The organism is Halobacillus rhizosphaerae (assembly GCF_046719735.1).
Taxonomy (GTDB): domain Bacteria; phylum Bacillota; class Bacilli; order Bacillales; family Halobacillaceae; genus Halobacillus_B; species Halobacillus_B rhizosphaerae.
The window spans coordinates 20,325-36,869 of sequence record NZ_JAUTWQ010000005.1 but is presented as its reverse complement, the minus strand read 5'-3'; the positions used below and the strand labels follow the sequence as shown (position 1 = coordinate 36,869).

Annotated in this window: 21 protein-coding genes; 8 read left to right on the top strand and 13 right to left on the bottom strand. The window is 40.0% G+C overall.

Annotation, left to right across the window (positions count from 1 at the left end):
- Positions 1-106: 106 nt before the first annotated feature.
- On the top strand, positions 107-913 hold the full coding sequence (locus Q7A53_RS07315; protein WP_411788488.1) for an undecaprenyl-diphosphate phosphatase: 807 nt from the start codon (positions 107-109) through the stop codon (positions 911-913).
- Between the two features lie 49 nt (positions 914-962).
- On the opposite strand, the gene moaD is transcribed toward Q7A53_RS07315, so the two are convergent.
- The 5 genes from moaD to Q7A53_RS07290 form a co-directional block, all read right to left on the bottom strand.
- Positions 963-1,196 carry a molybdopterin converting factor subunit 1 gene (gene moaD, locus Q7A53_RS07310; RefSeq protein ID WP_411788487.1) on the bottom strand — a complete coding sequence of 78 codons (234 nt, stop codon included), beginning with the start codon at positions 1,194-1,196 and terminating at the stop codon, positions 963-965.
- Complete coding sequence (locus tag Q7A53_RS07305) at positions 1,196-1,660, bottom strand: molybdenum cofactor biosynthesis protein MoaE (protein WP_411788486.1); 465 nt, start codon at positions 1,658-1,660, stop codon at positions 1,196-1,198. Before Q7A53_RS07305 ends, moaD begins: the two co-directional genes overlap by 1 nt.
- Positions 1,661-1,664: 4 nt before the next feature.
- Positions 1,665-2,183: a molybdopterin-guanine dinucleotide biosynthesis protein B gene (mobB, locus tag Q7A53_RS07300; protein ID WP_411788485.1), complete on the bottom strand. Its 519-nt coding sequence runs from the start codon at positions 2,181-2,183 to the stop codon at positions 1,665-1,667.
- Positions 2,184-2,245: 62 nt separating this feature from the next.
- The gene (locus tag Q7A53_RS07295; RefSeq protein ID WP_411788484.1) at positions 2,246-2,557 is read right to left on the bottom strand and encodes a metal-sulfur cluster assembly factor; all 312 of its coding nucleotides are present in this window, start codon (positions 2,555-2,557) and stop codon (positions 2,246-2,248) included.
- Positions 2,558-2,630: 73 nt separating this feature from the next.
- Positions 2,631-3,395 carry an alpha/beta fold hydrolase gene (locus Q7A53_RS07290; RefSeq protein WP_411788483.1) on the bottom strand — a complete coding sequence of 255 codons (765 nt, stop codon included), beginning with the start codon at positions 3,393-3,395 and terminating at the stop codon, positions 2,631-2,633.
- A gap of 182 nt (positions 3,396-3,577) precedes the next feature.
- On the opposite strand from Q7A53_RS07290, the gene Q7A53_RS07285 reads away from it, so the two are divergent.
- From Q7A53_RS07285 to Q7A53_RS07275, 3 genes are all read left to right on the top strand, one after another.
- The gene (locus Q7A53_RS07285; RefSeq protein WP_411788482.1) at positions 3,578-4,402 is read left to right on the top strand and encodes a Cof-type HAD-IIB family hydrolase; all 825 of its coding nucleotides are present in this window, start codon (positions 3,578-3,580) and stop codon (positions 4,400-4,402) included.
- A 95-nt stretch (positions 4,403-4,497) separates the two neighbouring features.
- Positions 4,498-4,644 (top strand): hypothetical protein, encoded by a 147-nt coding sequence (locus Q7A53_RS07280; protein WP_411788481.1) that lies wholly within the window; start codon positions 4,498-4,500, stop codon positions 4,642-4,644.
- Positions 4,645-4,646: 2 nt separating this feature from the next.
- Positions 4,647-4,853 (top strand): DUF3813 domain-containing protein, encoded by a 207-nt coding sequence (locus Q7A53_RS07275; RefSeq protein ID WP_411788480.1) that lies wholly within the window; start codon positions 4,647-4,649, stop codon positions 4,851-4,853.
- Positions 4,854-5,050: 197 nt separating this feature from the next.
- Here Q7A53_RS07275 and Q7A53_RS07270 read toward each other — a convergent pair whose 3' ends face one another.
- Complete coding sequence (locus Q7A53_RS07270) at positions 5,051-5,467, bottom strand: hypothetical protein (RefSeq protein WP_411788479.1); 417 nt, start codon at positions 5,465-5,467, stop codon at positions 5,051-5,053.
- Positions 5,468-5,481: 14 nt separating this feature from the next.
- The gene (locus Q7A53_RS07265; protein ID WP_411788478.1) at positions 5,482-6,309 is read right to left on the bottom strand and encodes a DUF2785 domain-containing protein; all 828 of its coding nucleotides are present in this window, start codon (positions 6,307-6,309) and stop codon (positions 5,482-5,484) included.
- Between the two features lie 133 nt (positions 6,310-6,442).
- On the opposite strand from Q7A53_RS07265, the gene Q7A53_RS07260 reads away from it, so the two are divergent.
- The gene (locus Q7A53_RS07260; protein ID WP_411788477.1) at positions 6,443-6,706 is read left to right on the top strand and encodes a NifU N-terminal domain-containing protein; all 264 of its coding nucleotides are present in this window, start codon (positions 6,443-6,445) and stop codon (positions 6,704-6,706) included.
- A 203-nt stretch (positions 6,707-6,909) separates the two neighbouring features.
- Here Q7A53_RS07260 and Q7A53_RS07255 read toward each other — a convergent pair whose 3' ends face one another.
- A complete protein-coding gene (locus Q7A53_RS07255) occupies positions 6,910-7,749 on the bottom strand; it encodes a BsuPI-related putative proteinase inhibitor (protein ID WP_411788476.1) in 840 nt (279 codons plus the stop codon).
- Positions 7,750-7,813: 64 nt separating this feature from the next.
- Positions 7,814-8,662 carry a YitT family protein gene (locus Q7A53_RS07250; protein WP_411788475.1) on the bottom strand — a complete coding sequence of 283 codons (849 nt, stop codon included), beginning with the start codon at positions 8,660-8,662 and terminating at the stop codon, positions 7,814-7,816.
- A 188-nt stretch (positions 8,663-8,850) separates the two neighbouring features.
- On the opposite strand from Q7A53_RS07250, the gene Q7A53_RS07245 reads away from it, so the two are divergent.
- The 3 genes from Q7A53_RS07245 to Q7A53_RS07235 all read left to right on the top strand — a co-directional run bounded on the left by Q7A53_RS07245 (position 8,851) and on the right by Q7A53_RS07235 (position 11,582).
- Positions 8,851-9,711: a DegV family protein gene (locus tag Q7A53_RS07245; RefSeq protein WP_411788474.1), complete on the top strand. Its 861-nt coding sequence runs from the start codon at positions 8,851-8,853 to the stop codon at positions 9,709-9,711.
- A gap of 53 nt (positions 9,712-9,764) precedes the next feature.
- Positions 9,765-10,658 carry a DUF4349 domain-containing protein gene (locus Q7A53_RS07240; protein ID WP_411788473.1) on the top strand — a complete coding sequence of 298 codons (894 nt, stop codon included), beginning with the start codon at positions 9,765-9,767 and terminating at the stop codon, positions 10,656-10,658.
- A gap of 63 nt (positions 10,659-10,721) precedes the next feature.
- The gene (locus Q7A53_RS07235; RefSeq protein ID WP_411788472.1) at positions 10,722-11,582 is read left to right on the top strand and encodes an SDR family oxidoreductase; all 861 of its coding nucleotides are present in this window, start codon (positions 10,722-10,724) and stop codon (positions 11,580-11,582) included.
- A gap of 47 nt (positions 11,583-11,629) precedes the next feature.
- On the opposite strand, the gene Q7A53_RS07230 is transcribed toward Q7A53_RS07235, so the two are convergent.
- From Q7A53_RS07230 to Q7A53_RS07215, 4 genes are all read right to left on the bottom strand, one after another.
- On the bottom strand, positions 11,630-12,658 hold the full coding sequence (locus Q7A53_RS07230; RefSeq protein ID WP_411788471.1) for a LacI family DNA-binding transcriptional regulator: 1,029 nt from the start codon (positions 12,656-12,658) through the stop codon (positions 11,630-11,632).
- Positions 12,659-12,803: 145 nt separating this feature from the next.
- On the bottom strand, positions 12,804-14,342 hold the full coding sequence (locus Q7A53_RS07225; protein WP_411788470.1) for an alpha-amylase family glycosyl hydrolase: 1,539 nt from the start codon (positions 14,340-14,342) through the stop codon (positions 12,804-12,806).
- Between the two features lie 39 nt (positions 14,343-14,381).
- Positions 14,382-15,224, bottom strand: a complete 843-nt coding sequence (locus tag Q7A53_RS07220; RefSeq protein WP_411788469.1) for a sugar ABC transporter permease — start codon at positions 15,222-15,224, stop codon at positions 14,382-14,384.
- A 1-nt stretch (position 15,225) separates the two neighbouring features.
- Complete coding sequence (locus Q7A53_RS07215) at positions 15,226-16,509, bottom strand: carbohydrate ABC transporter permease (protein WP_411788468.1); 1,284 nt, start codon at positions 16,507-16,509, stop codon at positions 15,226-15,228.
- Positions 16,510-16,545 lie beyond the last annotated feature (36 nt).

Below are 16,545 nucleotides of genomic sequence, written 5' to 3'. Positions count from 1 at the left end.
TAACATTACCTATTGCACATAAAATTCAACAAGCGGTATAGTTAGATCATGATTGTTTTTAACTGCATCACTTTGAAAGTTTATATCTTGAGGAGGAACAACGTTTATGCAAGACTTCTGGGTGTTAATTAAATATTTATTCTTGGGGATCTTTCAGGGTTTCACTGAGCCTATCCCTATTTCTTCAAGCGGTCATTTAGTAATATTGCAAGACTTGATACATATGAAGCTCGAAGGCCTGCAGTTTGAAGTATTGGTGAATTTCGCTTCATTACTTGCTGTCCTAATTATTTATCGAAACGATATCGTCCGACTAATTAGAAATGGTATTGGCTACCTAATCACAAAGGACCCTCGTCAGAAAGATGAGTTTGACTTTATTATCTTTCTTATCCTCGGAACCATTCCGGCTGGTGTACTCGGAATTTTACTTGGAGATGCGATTGAAGGTTTAAAAACTGTAGAAGTCGTAGGTATTACGCTAATTATAACCGGCATCGCTCTATGGATTATTCGAAACTTGCGTGGAAGTAAAAGTGAAGGACAGTTAACGTGGAAAGATGCGGTAATTGTCGGTTTAGCTCAAGCCGTTGCTCTTATACCCGGAATCAGTCGTTCGGGTGCCACCATTGTTGCAGCGATGCTATTAGGAATGAAGCAGCAGACCGCTCTCCGATTTTCCTTTCTCTTATATATACCGGTTAGTCTGGGGACAATGCTTTTGTCCATTGATGATTTACTGAGTCAGGACTTAGCAAATCTTTGGGTAGGTTATGCCATTGCGTTCATTGCTTCATTAATCGCTTCCTACTGGTCGTTAAAATGGTTCATGAATATTATGGAAAAAGGAAATTTAAAATATTTTGCTTTTTATTGCTTTATTGTTGGAGCCGTCGTGTTAATTTTTCTATAGCTTTTCACTAAAAAAATCAGCCTTTGATGGCTGATTTTTTTATCCTTATTTACCCACCGCTGACGGGAGGAATGAAAGCTACTACATCCCGCTCACTGATCACCGTACCATTCGTTGCAAATTCCTCATTAATGGCTACCATTGATTCTTGGATTGCAGGAAGCTGATACGTTTGAAAAAGCAGATTTCTCACTTCTTTCACTGTTTTCCCCGCTGCATCTAATTCTGTTTCAGATTTCCCAGTCTTTTCCCGCAGGTCCGCGAATAACAAAATTTGATTCATCACTTCTCCTCCTTATCCGGCACCCCATTTACATACTCTTTTGTACCTTTTTGATTTCCTATCCATTCTTCTCCATCTTCCCAGTGTTCTTTCTTCCATATCGGAACGATTTCTTTTATCCGTTCAATGGCATAACGGCTGGCCTCAAATGCCTCAGATCGATGAGGTGTGGAGACAGCAATAACTACCGCAATCTCTTCAATCTTCAAAGAACCTATGCGATGGGCAATAGCTGTTTCAGCTGAAGGCCATTTTTCTGCAATTTCCGCTCCAATTTGTTCAAGCTTTTTTTCAGCCATTGACCGATAAGCCTGGTATTCCAAATGAAGTGTTCTTTTACCGTGTGTAAATTCTCTCACTGTTCCAATAAAAGTATTAATTGCTCCCGCTTCTCTTCGGGATACTCTCTCCACCACCTCATTGATGGATAGAGGCTGCTCTGTAATCCAAAACTTTTTAGTCATCTTCCTAACTCCCTTTAGCAATTGGATACACTTTCGGTAGACACTGTCTCCATTCACTTAATCGATAAACAGGTAATGACAAGTGCTCCGTCCATGTTTCGTTCCAAGTAATAACAAATTGTATATTGGACAGCTCGTTTAAAAGCTTTAAGTCTTCTTCTCTTTTTATAATCACTGCTTTAGGATAAAGCTCGTGTTTGTAGCCCTCAATCACTATTAAATCAGGCTTAAAGAAACAATAAAGGTCAATTAGCTGAGAAAGGGGAAAATTTTCTTTATGATCTAATTCCAGTTGAAACCGACCTGCACTGTCTACCCCCGTCATAAACGCTCCTGATTCATGTAGGCGGTAACTATCGGTTTCTCTGTGCATCACTTTTAAAGGTTCATCATGTCCATGACGTTTAATCGCTGAAATTCGGTCTCCTTCCAATGTGCCATAGGCAACGAGTTCAGATAACAAAGAAGTTTTCCCGCTATTTTTATACCCTACTATTTGAAAGACCGGCGTCCCCTTTCGCATAGCCATCCTCCCTTTCCTTATGTAAAAACCCCTGCCGTATGAACGGTAGGGGTTTTCTTCCATTAATCCGGAATTCCCAGGGCGATTTTCGCGTAACGACTCATTCTGTCTTTCGTCCATGGCGGATTCCATACAATATTTACTGTAATTTCGTTAACTTCAGGAATATCCGATACTACCCGCTTCACATCTTGTTCGATATGACCTGCTAGAGGACACCCCATAGCTGTTAAAGTCATCGTAATGGTGGTGTTTCCATTATCATCCATATCGGCACCATATACCAGACCTAGATTAACAATATCAATACCGAGCTCTGGATCAATTACATTCTCCAGAGCACCCATAATATTCTCTTCAAGTGCTGTATCCAAAGTAATTCCCCCTTCCTGATTGTTCAAACCTATTATAAACAAAATCTTCCCTAGAATAAACTAAAGAAGTCCTTTAAAGTACTAAGTCCAGCCAATTGACCATTTCTAGAACAGCAAACCGGCTGACTTTATGGTCTCTGCCGACTTCTCTTAAAAACTTGATGTTTTCCGGATTCTTATACATCGGAATGGTATCGTTGTAAAAATCATAAGAATGTTCAAATGGAACGACCGGGTCAGCATCGCCATGCCAAAAGAAAATGGGGCGTCCAGCTAGTTTTTCCGGTTGTTTGGATAGATCAATGGCATTTAATGACTCAAAAAGTTCATCCAGCTGTTCCTGAGAAATCGGAAGGACAATTCCAGTCTTTGCAATATCATGGATGAGTTTTTCAGCAAAGGCAGTCGGTTTAGGTGAACCCATCATCACTGTAGCGGCATGAATCCATGGATACATCGTCATCGCAGCGGCCGTAGTAATGCCCCCCATTGATGTTCCTCCGACCCCAAATCTACGCTTATCGATCAGCCCATTGACATCTAAATCATCTTTAATATCCTGCAGCTCTTTCAAATTTTGATATACAATCTCCCAGAACTTGAAATTCAGCTCTTGGGAGGACATCTCCTCATCACGTTCCCCGTGATACATACTGTCTGGTAAAATAACCCGATACCCCTGTTGAGCCAGCAAATAAGCTTGAGGCAGGTTATGTTCCTTAGCAGATGTGAAGCCATGAAAGTATGTAAATACCGGTAACGGTTCCTCTTTTTTCCTTGAATCCACAACCGTTAATACTGGAATACTCTTTATAGTTTCCCGATAAATTCCAATCATTTTTCTCTATCCCTTTCTTAAACTTTACTTTCCTTTAAAATACTGCTAATAGTAGTAAGATACAATGTAATCGTAACACTGCACGTATTCATTGGAAAGTGTTTCATTTTACTCAAGGGGAGAAATTCTTTACATTTCACCTTTTTACCAGCTAAACTAAATATACAAATGAGGTGAAGGTTATGAAAGAAAGACATTTAATTGCTTTAGATTTAGACGGCACATTATTAACAGATGAAAAATCGATTTCTGAACGAACGAAGAACACGGTCCTTGAAGCCATAGCACAAGGCCATATAGTTTGTATTGCTACCGGCCGCCCGCACCGTGCGAGTATTGATTATTATAATGAAATGGGGCTCAATACCCCGATGGTTAATTTTAATGGGGCACTTATCCATCACCCTAAAGACCATAGATGGGATGCGCTGCACTCTCCTCTAGGTATTCGCACCGCTAAGAAAATTATTCACCAATGCTACCAGCTTGGTGTGAAGAACATATTAGCTGAGGTAAAAGATAAGGTGTATTTGGATCGGCAGGATGAAGAAATTATGAAGATCTTCCATAATAGCGATGAACATCCAATTAAGATCGGAAGCCTTCAGAACAACTTGCTCGAAGATCCTACTTCCCTTCTAATTCATCCTGAAGAAGATAAAATCCAGGCATTAAGGAAAGAATTGGACAACCATGCCTCTCTTATTGAACATCGCAAATGGGGAGCTCCATGGCATGTTATCGAAATTGTTAAAGCAGGGCTTAATAAGGCAGTAGGACTTGAAAAAATCGCGCGTTACTATCATATTCCTAAAGAGCGGATTATCGCGTTTGGCGATGAAGATAATGATTTGGAAATGATTGATTATGCCGGCGTAGGAGTAGCCATGGGAAATGCGATTGATGAATTAAAAAACTTAGCTGACTATGTTGCTGATACGAACGAGCAGGACGGAATCAGTGAATTTCTAACCGATTATTTGAAATTAAACAAACAAGCCATGTAATGTAATAATTTTCATGTATAAGCAGATGGCAGTCAGCCATACTAAGCTTGGACGCACAAAGCGTTCAGGCTTTTTTTATGACAGGAGGACTTGTCATGGAACAGCAAAAGAAACAAGAAACCAAAGATCGTCGCTGGACAGAGGTTCGTCAATTTGATGAAAGCAAGATGGAGCCAAAAAGGCTTACAGAAGCTGACCGTAAAGAAGTCGAATCCCAGCAGCATACTGTAGGAGGGTTCTAAAAATGGCCAATTCCCTTTTTGAAAATGCACGTGATGCGGTAAGTCGTTTCAAACAAAAACGTGATGGTTCTCAACCCGCTAGTCAAGAAGATATGCAGGCAGCCAAGCAAGCGATCCAATCTGCATATAGCCAATGTTCTCAAGAAGAGAAACAACAGCTACAGCAATTGGAACAGCAGCTTGATAATGAAAACCAAAGCATGCGTTAATAATGGAAGAGATCAGACCCTCATGGGTCTGATCTCTTTAAATTTATCCTAAAGACGGAAAAAAGATCGGTCTATTGACGGAGTTATCTTTTCTCTGGTTAGGGTAATATAACAGTAATATCTCCCCTAATTATATTGCAGAGAAGTCCCTTGCGGCTAGTGCACCGCATGGGACTTTTTTGTTTAGGTTAAAAGGTTTACCTGCAGGCAAGTCTTAAACTCCCTGCATACAACAAGTGGCCAATCAGCCAAAGGAAGACAGCTGCTCCACTTGTTAATGAAGGAGTCTGTTTCACAGCCAGCAAAGTAAGAGGAATGTAGGAAAGAGCGGCAAGAAAGGCTAAACCCCCAGCAGTTACCCAGCGGGTGATTGTTTTATTCTCACTCATTTTAGCAAGCAAATAAGCATAAACGATTCCAATGGTCCAGGCAATACTCATATGGAATAACCATTCCATGAACCATGGCCATTCTATCCCCTGTAATAAAGGCACAAAGTCAACATTCATTAACAATGTATATACTTTCAAACCAGTTATCTCTTCTGCAGCCCACATATACAGCCCAAGAACCAGCCCAGACACCGTGCCCGCCCATAAACCCTTGGTAATCATATCATTCCCCCAAATTAATAAGCTTCCTGCTTCCTTAGCTCTCTTAGCAAATTCTCTAACACTTGACGAAGTTCACGATGATCGCCATCCAGCATACGGAAGTACAGAGCTCTTAAGAAGTGTTTACTATTATTAATAATGATTTCTTCTTTTGGGTTCGACCACCCTTCTCTCTCATAAATTAACGTTTCCAGCCATTTTATCCGATCTTTCTGGCTGATTTTATTAAACATGGTTAATACAGCCGTAACCATACGCTCTTCTTCATCAAACAAATAAGGCTGATCTATTAGAAATTGTGTACGAATGATCGGAAGCATACTCATGACTTCTTCTGATGTAATTTCCTCACAGGAGGCTGTCCAGTTTAAGGCATCCGCCGCATGGGCCATCGCATGGGCCCAGCCTTTGCCTTCCACATAAGCTCGGTGATCCGCTTCCTGCTGCATGTACTTTTTTAAGTTTTCCCAAACTCGATGCACTTCCTCTTCCTTTAGAAAAGGAGCTTCCTGATGCTTTCTTAAGATTGGAGAAATAAGCAGAACAGAGAAACTTCGCTTAAAGACCGCATCCTCCTCTTTTTTAGCTGAGCTAATCATATAGAAAAGATAATTCTTATTAAGAATAGACTGTAATATATTCTTTAACTGGTCATTATTATAATAGTTGTTCTCGATGAAATAGCTGAAAAGGTGGTGAATTAAATCATCACGCAGTATAGGATCCACAGCTCCAATCCTTTGCAGCATCATAGTGGTTAATTCCTGCAAGTTTAAACGATCCGGGATTTCATAATCCTGATCTTTAATTTGCTGTAGTGTATCGATGAGCCTTGTATCCATAATATCCCTCCTGAAAAGATTAGTTCATTGTATCATAACTACGTGAATTTCATATAAAGTTGATTGGTTTAGTTTAGCCAAGCGTAATTATCTGCTAGAATAGGAGTAGATGTTATAGAGGAGGATTTTTTGTATGTCTGTTAAAGTAGAAGAAACACCGAACCCAAACGCACTCAAATTCACTACCGATTCTTTGATTTTTCAAGGTGACGGCAGTGTTTCCGTTATGCCAGGGCAAACGAGCGAACATAAAATTATGAATGACTTAATGAATTTCGAGGAAGTAGATAATGTATTCGGCTTCCAAAATTTTATTACGGTAAACAAACTTCCAAATGCTGAATGGGAAACATTAACACCTAAAGTTGAAGGTTTACTAGCAGAATACGGCTATTAATGGAGAAAACCCTGAAATTAGGTGGGGTTAAACTTCATAATCTGCAGGTGAACGCCGAACAGTAGAATAGGAACGTTTCTTGGAAAATCAGAAGGCGAAGCTAGTGAAATCAGCGCACCTTCATTAAAAGTAAAACACAGAAAACCCGAACCGATCATTTAAAGGTTCGGGTTTTCTAGTGTTATCCCAGCCAGTTTCTTTTATTAGTTAAAGTCTTCTAATTGAAAATACTGAACATGAATAGGATGTCCATCTTTCGGGCTGGCTTCATAAAGAGTTAAATTTAAAGTTCCGTAGTCAGGAAGCTGGTCTTTAGGAATGTTAATCTTAATAGTAAACGCCCCCCACTCGGGCGCACCAGCTTCAGCTTGAACAGAAGTCGGTGCTACTTGCACCCGGTGCCCGTCCTCTACACTATAAAGAAAACCTGCTTCAAACACGCGAGCCTCTCCCTTTACCGTGTAACTGCCCTGCTCACCGGTGATCTCCACATTACGGAAAGCTTTAGAGTCTGGATCATTGACTTGTTCTTGTGAATCCTCGATGGTAAACGACTGACTGACTTGAAAAGGCTGAGCTTCAACAGGCTGATCATTAATGGACGTAATTAAGAAAGTGATCTGAGCGGAGTACTCTCCAGGCTCTTTTACTTTATTCCAAGTCTCTTTCCCGGGTAATACCTGCTTTCCTTCCAATTCTTTCGTTGTCAGCTGCTGCGTGAACATCTTACCATCAGAATAAGAGTAGACAATCTTTCCATCACTATTTTTCACAGTTACTTCATATTGCTGGCCGGAATTAAATCCTAGGATGAGTGGTTTGTCTCCTGTATTCGTGAGCGAAAAATTAAACACAACCTGACTGGAAGCTGCCTCTACCGTAGCATCCATAGATAATTGATCAATGAAAGCTTCCATTTGAGCAGCAGGCTCCTCGTTCTTGTCTTTCTCATCTTCCTTTATTTTCTCCTTGCCAGAAGGAGTGACACAACCGGCTAAAAGAATGATCATAACCCCCGCAGTAACTGCCAGAAGCCTTATCATAGCTTCACTTCCCTTTCGTATAATTTATTCTATTAGACGAACTTCGGGAAAAATAGTTACCCTGCTAATCATCTTTTCTAAAGAATCCAAATATACCCGTCGTTTGCACAATGTTCGTAAAGGCAGAAGGGTCCACCTCTGAGATAATATGCTGAAGATCATAGAGTTCATATCTTGTAATAACCATAACCAGCATATTTTTGTCTTGCTGAGTAAAGGCACCTCGTGCAGGAAGAGTAGTAATTCCTCGGACCATTTGGGCGTGAATTGCTTTTTCTAAATCGGCTGCTTTAGAAGTAATAATCATAGCTGTAAGCTTTTCATGACGTGTATGAACAGCATCAATAACTCTGGTCGTTACATACAAAGTCAATAAAGTATATAAAGCATTTTCTGGCTTATAAAGAAGGCCTGCAATAGCAATAATCGCACTATTAATGATCAGGAAGTAGATACCAATTGGCCGGTCTCTCATACGAGACAGAACCATAGCTATAATATCGAGTCCTCCTGTTGAAGCCCCCCACTTGAGCGTTATTCCTACTCCAATTCCTCCAATAACCCCGCCGAAAACGGCATTTAAGATAATATCATTGGATAATTGCTGAACGGGAATAACGGTAAGGAAAAAAGTAGTAAAAACTACAGATAGAGCACTATAGACTGTAAATCCTTTCCCAACCTTATACCACCCTAATATAGCAACTGGAATATTAAGTATAAACAAGATAATTCCTGTATTGATTCCAGGGATGTGCAGAAAATCTTGAAAAATACTGGTTAAAAGCTGGGCAACCCCAGTAAAACCACTTGCATAAACATTCGCTTTGATTAAGAATAAATTAAGTGATATGGCATTTAGTACCGCTCCAAAAATCACCACTATGATCCTTTTTAATTCAAACGCAAACATAGTAACCTCCTAACCGCTCGACCATATAGGTTTTATTTCTGTTTAAATTTAACAGCAAGCTTATTATAATAGTGTCCCTTAAACCACTTTAGTTAATCTCAGCAGATAAATCAATATATTTTGACTAAGCATCAGGATAAGCCTACACTATTTTTAGATGGAAATTTATTGAGGAGGTGAGAAATAATATGAAAGTTAAAATTCTTTGCGACTCTGCATCGGACTTATCTCAAGAAGATTTAGAGCAGTTTGGTATTGATATGGTGCCTCTCAGAGTAACTCTTCAAGGGGAAGAATACGAAGATGGGATTACCATTTCACCGAAGGAAGTTTACGATGCTATGAGGGAAGGAGCTGCTCCTAAGACCTCGCAGGTTTCTCCTCAAGCTTTTCGTGATGCCTTTATCAACTATGCTAAAAACGAGCAGCCCTTTGTATATTTTGCTTTTTCTTCAGGCTTGTCTGGCACTTATCAAACCGCAAAGATGGTGGAACAGGAAGTGAAGGACGAATATCCCAACGCCAAATTTGAAGTTAGGGATACTAAGGCAGCTTCTTTAGGTTACGGACTGGTTATTCTTCGGATCGCAGAACTTGCAGCAGAAGGGGCTTCATTAAAAGAAATCGTCGACACAGGCACCTATCATGCTGAACACATGGAACATATATTTACCGTAGATAATTTGGAATACTTATACCGCGGCGGCCGCGTAAGCAGGACCTCCGCCTTTGTCGGAAGCTTACTTAAAATTAAGCCGTTATTGCATATGGAAGATGGAAACCTTGTTCCTCTGGAAAAAATTCGCGGCTCAAAAAAGGTGTTTAAGCGCATGATTGAAGTCATGGCTGAGCGCGGAACCGATTTACAAAATCAGCGAATCGCTATCAGTCATGCCGACGCACGAGATACTGCAGAATATGTAGCAGACCTAATTCGCTCTGAATTTACCGTTAAGGATATTCATATTGATATGGTAGGTTCAACAATTGGCGCTCACGCGGGTCCAGGAACCATTGCCCTTTTCTTTTTAAATCATCCATATAAATAATATGTAACTCTTCCCCCCTTTTAATCGACTATAATTAAAAGGGGGTTTTACTAATGAAAAGTAACTTCAACCGAATCATGTGGATCAGTCTGCTTATTCTGCTTGCTGCCTGCACCCAGAATCAGAGCAGCAGTGACTCTTCTTCTATGGCTGATTCGGAAGCCATCAGCAGTGAGCAAAAGGTTACTGACTCATCCGCCTCATCTATAAATTCAGATGAAATGCTTCCGCCAGATAAAGCAGTCAATGATAAACCTCTTCAAGATGCTCTACTTATTCAAAAGGCACATGTCCAGCTCAACACGGAAGACTACGATCAATTCTACCGTACCCTTCAAACAAAACTCGAGAAATATAAGGCACACATCACTCAAATAGATATTCATAAATCTGCAAAAGGAGATCGGTCCGGAACTCTTACTTTACGCGTGCCTAAAGAAAATTTCCAACCTCTTCTAGACGGGGTAAGCCAGTATAGTGAAGTCACTTCTAAAGAGGTTTCCGCCAATGATGTGACTACAGAGTACGTAGATCTAAACTCCCGCTTAAAAGCTAAAGAGAAGATTGAGTCCCGCCTTCTTGACTTCATGGAAGGAGCTGAAAAAACTGAAGATTTAATTCAGATTTCTCAAGACCTCGAACGTGTGCAGGAAGATATCGAAGTGATAAAAGGTAAAATAAACTATTATAAAAATCAAACCGATTATTCCACCATTACTTTATCTATCAAAGAAACGAATGTGATCGTTCCTAAAATTGAAAACGACCATTTTAATACTTGGAAAAAAATCAAACAAGCTTTCGCTTCCTCCATTAATCACTTAACCCGCTTTCTGTCCAGCCTGTCAGTATTCATTCTTGGTTATTCACCGTTTCTATTTCTAGTGGGGGCAGTAATCTTTGCAGGATGGCTGCTTTACTCACGAAGGTCCAGAAGACAGCAGTGATGAAGAGTAATCTCTCCATAGTTGGGAATCCTTAAACCATAAATCCGATTTAGGAGGATCACTATGGCAGAAAAAAAACCGATTAATCCCCCTCAGCAGCAAAATCGTCAGCCAGGTATTGAATCAGAGATGTTTCCTCAGCCTAAAATTATTTCTGACAGTTATCAAGGAAGCAGCAAATTAAACAACAAAATTGCGGTAATTACGGGCGGAGACAGTGGAATTGGCAGAGCAGCTGCTGTTCATTTTGCCCGTGAAGGGGCAGACCTCGGCATTATCTACTATGATGAGCATGAGGATGCTAAGGAAACGAAACGAATGATCGAGGCAGAAGGACGAAAATGCTTATTAATTTCTGGTGATCTGGCAGATTTTCATTTTTGTACAGATGCGGCACAGCAAATTATTCAGCACTATGGTGCGATTGATGTGCTTGTAAACAATGCTGCAGAACAGCATCCTCAGCCAAGCATTTTAAACATCTCTAATGAACAGCTGGAGCGAACATTTAGAACTAATATATTCAGCTTTTTTTACATGACAAAGGCTCTGCTTCCTCATATGAAACATGGAGCGGCTATCATTAACACCACCTCCATCACGGCCTATGCAGGAAGTAAAGATTTAATAGATTACTCAGCAACCAAAGGAGCCATTACTTCTTTCACTCGTTCGCTGTCACAATCTCTGACGACTCAAGGAATAAGAGTTAATGCTGTTGCCCCAGGACCCATCTGGACCCCTTTAATTCCTTCTACTTTTGATAAACAGAAGGTTTCAGAGTTCGGTTCTAACGTCCCTTTGCAGCGGCCGGGACAGCCGAGTGAACTGGCGCCTGCTTACGTTTATTTAGCTTGTCAGGACTCCTCCTATGTAACCGGTCAGGTCATACATGTGAACGGCGGAGTTATTGTTAATGGCTGAATTATTTTACACAAAAAAGATCCGCAGTAGATAAACTGCGGATCTTTTTACAATGTTTCATTTCGTTGAGTTGATAGACGATGCTTAATATTAAAAGGCACGATGATACGCTTTGCCGGCTCGTCCTTATTTCTAACCTTTTCAATTAGACACTTAGCCGCCTGACTCCCTAACTCATAGATATGAATATCTACCGTAGTAAGCGGGGGTCTCGTTACCTCTGCTAAATAAACGTTATTGAAGCTTACGATAGAGATATTTTCAGGTACTAACATCCCAAATTCCTCTAGCATGTTAATCACTCCAATGGTCATCAGGTCATCAGCAATGACAATCCCAGTCGGAGGATTTTCCAACGAAAATAATTGGTGGACTGCATCCCGGCCACCGGATTTCAAGAACTCTGTATGAACACGATAATCTTCTCGAATCGGCAGTCCAGCTTCTTGCAGCGCCACCTGATATCCTTTTAGGCGGTCAAGGGTAACGACTAAATCTGTAGAACCTCCAATAAAGGCGATACGGTCATGGCCTAGCTCAATAAGATGATTGGTAATTTCTTTCCCGCCGCGAATATTATCATTATCTACATGGGTAATCTCATCCACCCGATCAAAGGGCTTCCCTATCATTGTAAAAGGAAACTCTTTTTCCAGCAGAAAATTCATAACAGGGTCATTAATTTGAGAATAAAGCAAAATAATTCCGTCCACCCGATTCCCATAAACCATTCGTTCTACCCCTTCAAGCATTTCCTCATCTGTTCCCCCGGTTGACAGTAACATCGAATAATCAAGACTATGAGCAATCGCACTTATTCCTCGTAACACCTCTGGAAAAAAAGGGTTCTGCAAGGCTTTATCTGCGCTTGAAGACATAACTACTCCGATGGCTTGTGTAGAACGGTTGGCCAGACTTCTTGCGTTTACATTCGGATGATAGCCCATATCTTTCATGGCCTTTTTTACTCTTTTTTTCGTAGCTGGACTGATTCGAGGATGGTCCGCAATCACCCGGGACACCGTAGACGGAGCTACACCTGCCGCACTGGCCACGTCCTTAATCGTTACTGCCATATAGTTCACCTTCTAATTATTTAATGGTTGTAAGTATGGTTATGAAGATTGAAATCGCTCTCATTTCACAAGTGCTGCTCCTATTATACCATTAGCTTCTAGACTGCCCTGTTTAAAAGCTTTGCATAATCACGAGATTTATCTTCTAGTGCTCAGTTGTTGTTTTTTTATTTTTTATACTTATGATGGTAACAGCTAAGACAAACAATCCCAGTACTCCCCCTACAAATCCAATGAAGAGCCAATTATATCCCTCATCTTCTTCAACGACAAATACATCTGCAGTTTCCCTGTCCATTCCTAGTTTATAACTGCCATCCTTGCTTTGACGAACAATCCCATCTAGTAATAGACCTCTTAGCTGCTGATTATCCGGGAGATCCTTAAGAGATTCCGCCCGTGTTTTTGTGTCATTGTTTATGGAAATAATCATCGTATTGTCTTTGTAAGTTCTCTTAAATATGGCAAATCCCTCTTCGTTAAAAAGCTCTTTAAAATCCCCTTTAGTCAAGGCAGGATATTGTTTCTTCATCGCATTAAGTTTATCGAGCAGCTTAGTCAGATCGTCATCAGAAGATTTGAAATCCATCATCTTGCGATTATCAGGATCTTCCCCGCCATCGAGAGGAACCTCCGTTCCATAATAAACAATAGGAATTCCAGGGGAAGTAAACATATAAGTTAACCCCAGCTTTAACCGAGTAACTGGATTCTTTTTATTTTGAACAGCTAAATGGGTGAACCTTACATTATCATGATTATCAAGAAAGTTGCCCAGCACTTTCGGTGACTTAAAATAATGCTGGCTGCGTTCCCAAACCGTGTACAGCTCATTTAAAGAATTTCCAGCATCAGAAAAGGTCTTAGAAGCTTCCTTATAAAATGGATAATTCACAAAAGAATCAATTCCTGTCTTTTCATAATCGGCTATGTAAGAAGGATCTTCACTCCATACTTCTCCTAATAAGAAAAAATTCTTTTTCGTTTCTTTTACATGCGCGGCGAATTCGGACCAAAATTCCTTAGGAACATGTTTAACTGTATCCAGCCTAAATCCGTCCACATCCGTTTGATTGATCCAATAGTCTGCAGCATCAAAAAGGTAGTTTTTCACATTTGGATTTTCAGTATTTAAATCTGGCAGTCCAGATAACCATCCATTTTCCAACTCGCCCTGACTATCCCCCATAATAGGCTGTTCTTCATGGTACCAATCTTTCTTTGCAGGATCACTTACCCATGGGTGCTGGTCGCCTGTATGGTTGACGACAAAATCAAATATAACTTTCATATCTCGTTTATGAGCTTCTTTCACAAGACGTTTGGCATCTTCCATCGTACCAAAGTGTTCATCCACTGCTTTAAAATCTTTGATCCAATAGCCATGATAACCCTTCTTCTGATTATCCATGATGGGGGTCAGCCAAATGGTGGTAAAACCCATGTCTTTTATGTAGTCTAATTTATCAATAATCCCTTGTAAATCTCCGCCATGATAAGCTTTCGGGTCATCAGGGTTCACATCATAATCATTACTCGCGTCCCCGTTCATAAATCGATCAACCATAATAAAGTAGATACTTTCATCCTGCCATGCTCGTTCTTCTTTTTCGGCGGCACCTACTGGAAGGGCGCAAAAAAGAAGAAACGGGATGATCATGAATAAAGCTGCAAATTTCTTCATCTCCGCTCCTCCTTAACTTTTCTATATACGCCTATAAGATTATCCTTTTGTACCACCAGCCGTCAAACCGGATATAAAATATTTCTGTAACGATAAAAATAATATAGATATTGGAATTGCAATAAGTACCGCCCCTGCAGCAAACTTTGTAAATTCATTTCCAAACTGCTTCGAAATCATTTCAAACAACCCTACGGCCAGTGTAAACTTATCTTCTGATCTAAGAAGTATTCTAGCTAAGATAAAGTCTGTGAAGGGTGTAATAAAAGTGAAAAGAGCTATAACAGCAATCATTGGTTTAGCAAGCGGCATGACAATTTGCCAGAAAATCCGAAAATGACCGGCTCCATCCATCCTAGCTGATTCATCTAACTCTTTAGGGATGGTATCTAAATAACCCTTCATGAGATAAGTATTCATAGGTATTGCGCCTCCCGTATAAACAAGAACTAAGGCAAGATGAGTATCCAGTAAATCTGTTAATACAGCTAGAACATAAATAGCAATTAATGCTGCAAAGTTAGGAATCATTTGCAATATGAGAAAGGTCATTAAACCATTTTTCCTTCCAATAAAGCGATATCTGGAAAAGGAATAGGCAGTAAAACTTACTAAAGCTACTGATGCCACCATCGTTAGAACACAAATTTTCATAGTATTCCAATACCAAAGTAAATAGTTGCTTTTCTCCGTATTAAATAGATCCTTGTAATGAGCAAATGTAGCATCCTTTGGAATGACTGAAGATCCTGATAAACTATTTCCAGGATTAAGAGAGGAACCAATAATCCACAGAATGGGATAAAGAATAATGACAGCCATAATAATAATCACGACATACGACAACGTAAGGTTAATAATTCTTTGTCTTTTTTGATTCATATTACATCATATCCTCTTCTTGGAATGATTTTGTTCTTCTGAACTGCCATAAGGCAACGACGATTACGATAAGTGACAGAATCATAGTTATTGCTGCAGCTTTTCCATATTGCGCAGAAGTCATTGTCAGCGAGTAGATCCAAGAAATAAGAATATCTGTACCTCCTGCATTCTGTCCGCTTACAGCTGGTCCCCCACCGTTAAACAGGAAAATCACATTAAAATTATTAAAATTGAAAGTATACTGGGTAATAATGATCGGGGCAGTTGCATAGAGCACTAAAGGAAGTGTTATGTTTTTAAATTTTTGCCAAACAGTTGCCCCATCTACATTTGCCGCTTCATAAAGCTCGTTAGGAATAGATTGCAAAACTCCGGTTGTCATGGCAAATATAAACGGAAAACCAAGCCACGTTTGAATGAATATTAAGGCTATCTTCGTGTACAATGCATTTGTCATCCAGGGAATACTACCAATTCCAAAGACTGAAAGAATATTATTATTAATGGTTCCGAAGGTCTCGTTAAACATTCCTGCAAACACTAATATAGAAACAAAAGCCGGAACAGCCCAAGGCAGAATAAAAATAGTCCGGATCACCCGTTTAAACTTAATGCCCGGCTGATTCATGAGAACAGCTAGGAATATACCTAACGCCACTTGCAGAGTAGTCGCACCGAAAGTCCATACAATGGTCCAAGCGAGTACGTTGAAGAAGGTTTCTCTCCAAAGAGGTATTTTAAAAATGTCCACAAAGTTTTGAAATCCAATCCAATCCACTAAGTGAGCTGGCGGAGAGTGATAGAGGTCATAGTTGGTAAATGCCAATAGAATGACAAATAAGATCGGAAATACTACAACAAAGATAAGTAATAAAAATCCAGGAGAGATCATTAAGTATGGAAATCCGCTGCCCACCAGCGTATGGTATTGTTCTCTTACAGAGTTTGGCCGCTCATTTAAATCTCTTTGTTTTCCTACTTTATAGGCATCCTTTAAATTCAAGTAATAAATCCCAAATCCAATAAGTGTGACCAGAACCGCTAGAATCCCTTTAACTAGTAAAAAGATAGAATGATCAAATTCGGGATCGATCCCAAGGGTAACTAGTCCCCAAAAGCCATACTGCAGCAGGTTCCCAAATACTACAAAGAAGGATGAGGTTAATATTAAAAATACCAGTCCTTTCATCCATTGTTTATTATAAAATTGACCAATGCCCGGAATCACGGAAAGAGCGAGAGCTACTTTTCTATGACTAGTGCTGCTTACTTGTTCCCCCATGTAATATCTCCTTTCTAAAATCACAAAAAATGGAAG

Excerpts from the sequence above, each read along its gene's own strand:
- Q7A53_RS07315 (WP_411788488.1), top strand. The coding sequence starts at position 107 with ATGCAAGACTTCTGGGTGTTAATTAAATATTTATTCTTGGGGATCTTT.
- moaD (WP_411788487.1), bottom strand. The coding sequence starts at position 1,196 with ATGAATCAAATTTTGTTATTCGCGGACCTGCGGGAAAAGACTGGGAAA.
- Q7A53_RS07305 (WP_411788486.1), bottom strand. The coding sequence starts at position 1,660 with ATGACTAAAAAGTTTTGGATTACAGAGCAGCCTCTATCCATCAATGAG.
- mobB (WP_411788485.1), bottom strand. The coding sequence starts at position 2,183 with ATGCGAAAGGGGACGCCGGTCTTTCAAATAGTAGGGTATAAAAATAGC.
- Q7A53_RS07290 (WP_411788483.1), bottom strand. The coding sequence starts at position 3,395 with ATGATTGGAATTTATCGGGAAACTATAAAGAGTATTCCAGTATTAACG.
- Q7A53_RS07285 (WP_411788482.1), top strand. The coding sequence starts at position 3,578 with ATGAAAGAAAGACATTTAATTGCTTTAGATTTAGACGGCACATTATTA.
- Q7A53_RS07280 (WP_411788481.1), top strand. The coding sequence starts at position 4,498 with ATGGAACAGCAAAAGAAACAAGAAACCAAAGATCGTCGCTGGACAGAG.
- Q7A53_RS07275 (WP_411788480.1), top strand. The coding sequence starts at position 4,647 with ATGGCCAATTCCCTTTTTGAAAATGCACGTGATGCGGTAAGTCGTTTC.
- Q7A53_RS07270 (WP_411788479.1), bottom strand. The coding sequence starts at position 5,467 with ATGATTACCAAGGGTTTATGGGCGGGCACGGTGTCTGGGCTGGTTCTT.
- Q7A53_RS07265 (WP_411788478.1), bottom strand. The coding sequence starts at position 6,309 with ATGGATACAAGGCTCATCGATACACTACAGCAAATTAAAGATCAGGAT.
- Q7A53_RS07260 (WP_411788477.1), top strand. The coding sequence starts at position 6,443 with ATGTCTGTTAAAGTAGAAGAAACACCGAACCCAAACGCACTCAAATTC.
- Q7A53_RS07255 (WP_411788476.1), bottom strand. The coding sequence starts at position 7,749 with ATGATAAGGCTTCTGGCAGTTACTGCGGGGGTTATGATCATTCTTTTA.
- Q7A53_RS07250 (WP_411788475.1), bottom strand. The coding sequence starts at position 8,662 with ATGTTTGCGTTTGAATTAAAAAGGATCATAGTGGTGATTTTTGGAGCG.
- Q7A53_RS07245 (WP_411788474.1), top strand. The coding sequence starts at position 8,851 with ATGAAAGTTAAAATTCTTTGCGACTCTGCATCGGACTTATCTCAAGAA.
- Q7A53_RS07240 (WP_411788473.1), top strand. The coding sequence starts at position 9,765 with ATGAAAAGTAACTTCAACCGAATCATGTGGATCAGTCTGCTTATTCTG.
- Q7A53_RS07235 (WP_411788472.1), top strand. The coding sequence starts at position 10,722 with ATGGCAGAAAAAAAACCGATTAATCCCCCTCAGCAGCAAAATCGTCAG.
- Q7A53_RS07230 (WP_411788471.1), bottom strand. The coding sequence starts at position 12,658 with ATGGCAGTAACGATTAAGGACGTGGCCAGTGCGGCAGGTGTAGCTCCG.
- Q7A53_RS07225 (WP_411788470.1), bottom strand. The coding sequence starts at position 14,342 with ATGAAGAAATTTGCAGCTTTATTCATGATCATCCCGTTTCTTCTTTTT.
- Q7A53_RS07220 (WP_411788469.1), bottom strand. The coding sequence starts at position 15,224 with ATGAATCAAAAAAGACAAAGAATTATTAACCTTACGTTGTCGTATGTC.
- Q7A53_RS07215 (WP_411788468.1), bottom strand. The coding sequence starts at position 16,509 with ATGGGGGAACAAGTAAGCAGCACTAGTCATAGAAAAGTAGCTCTCGCT.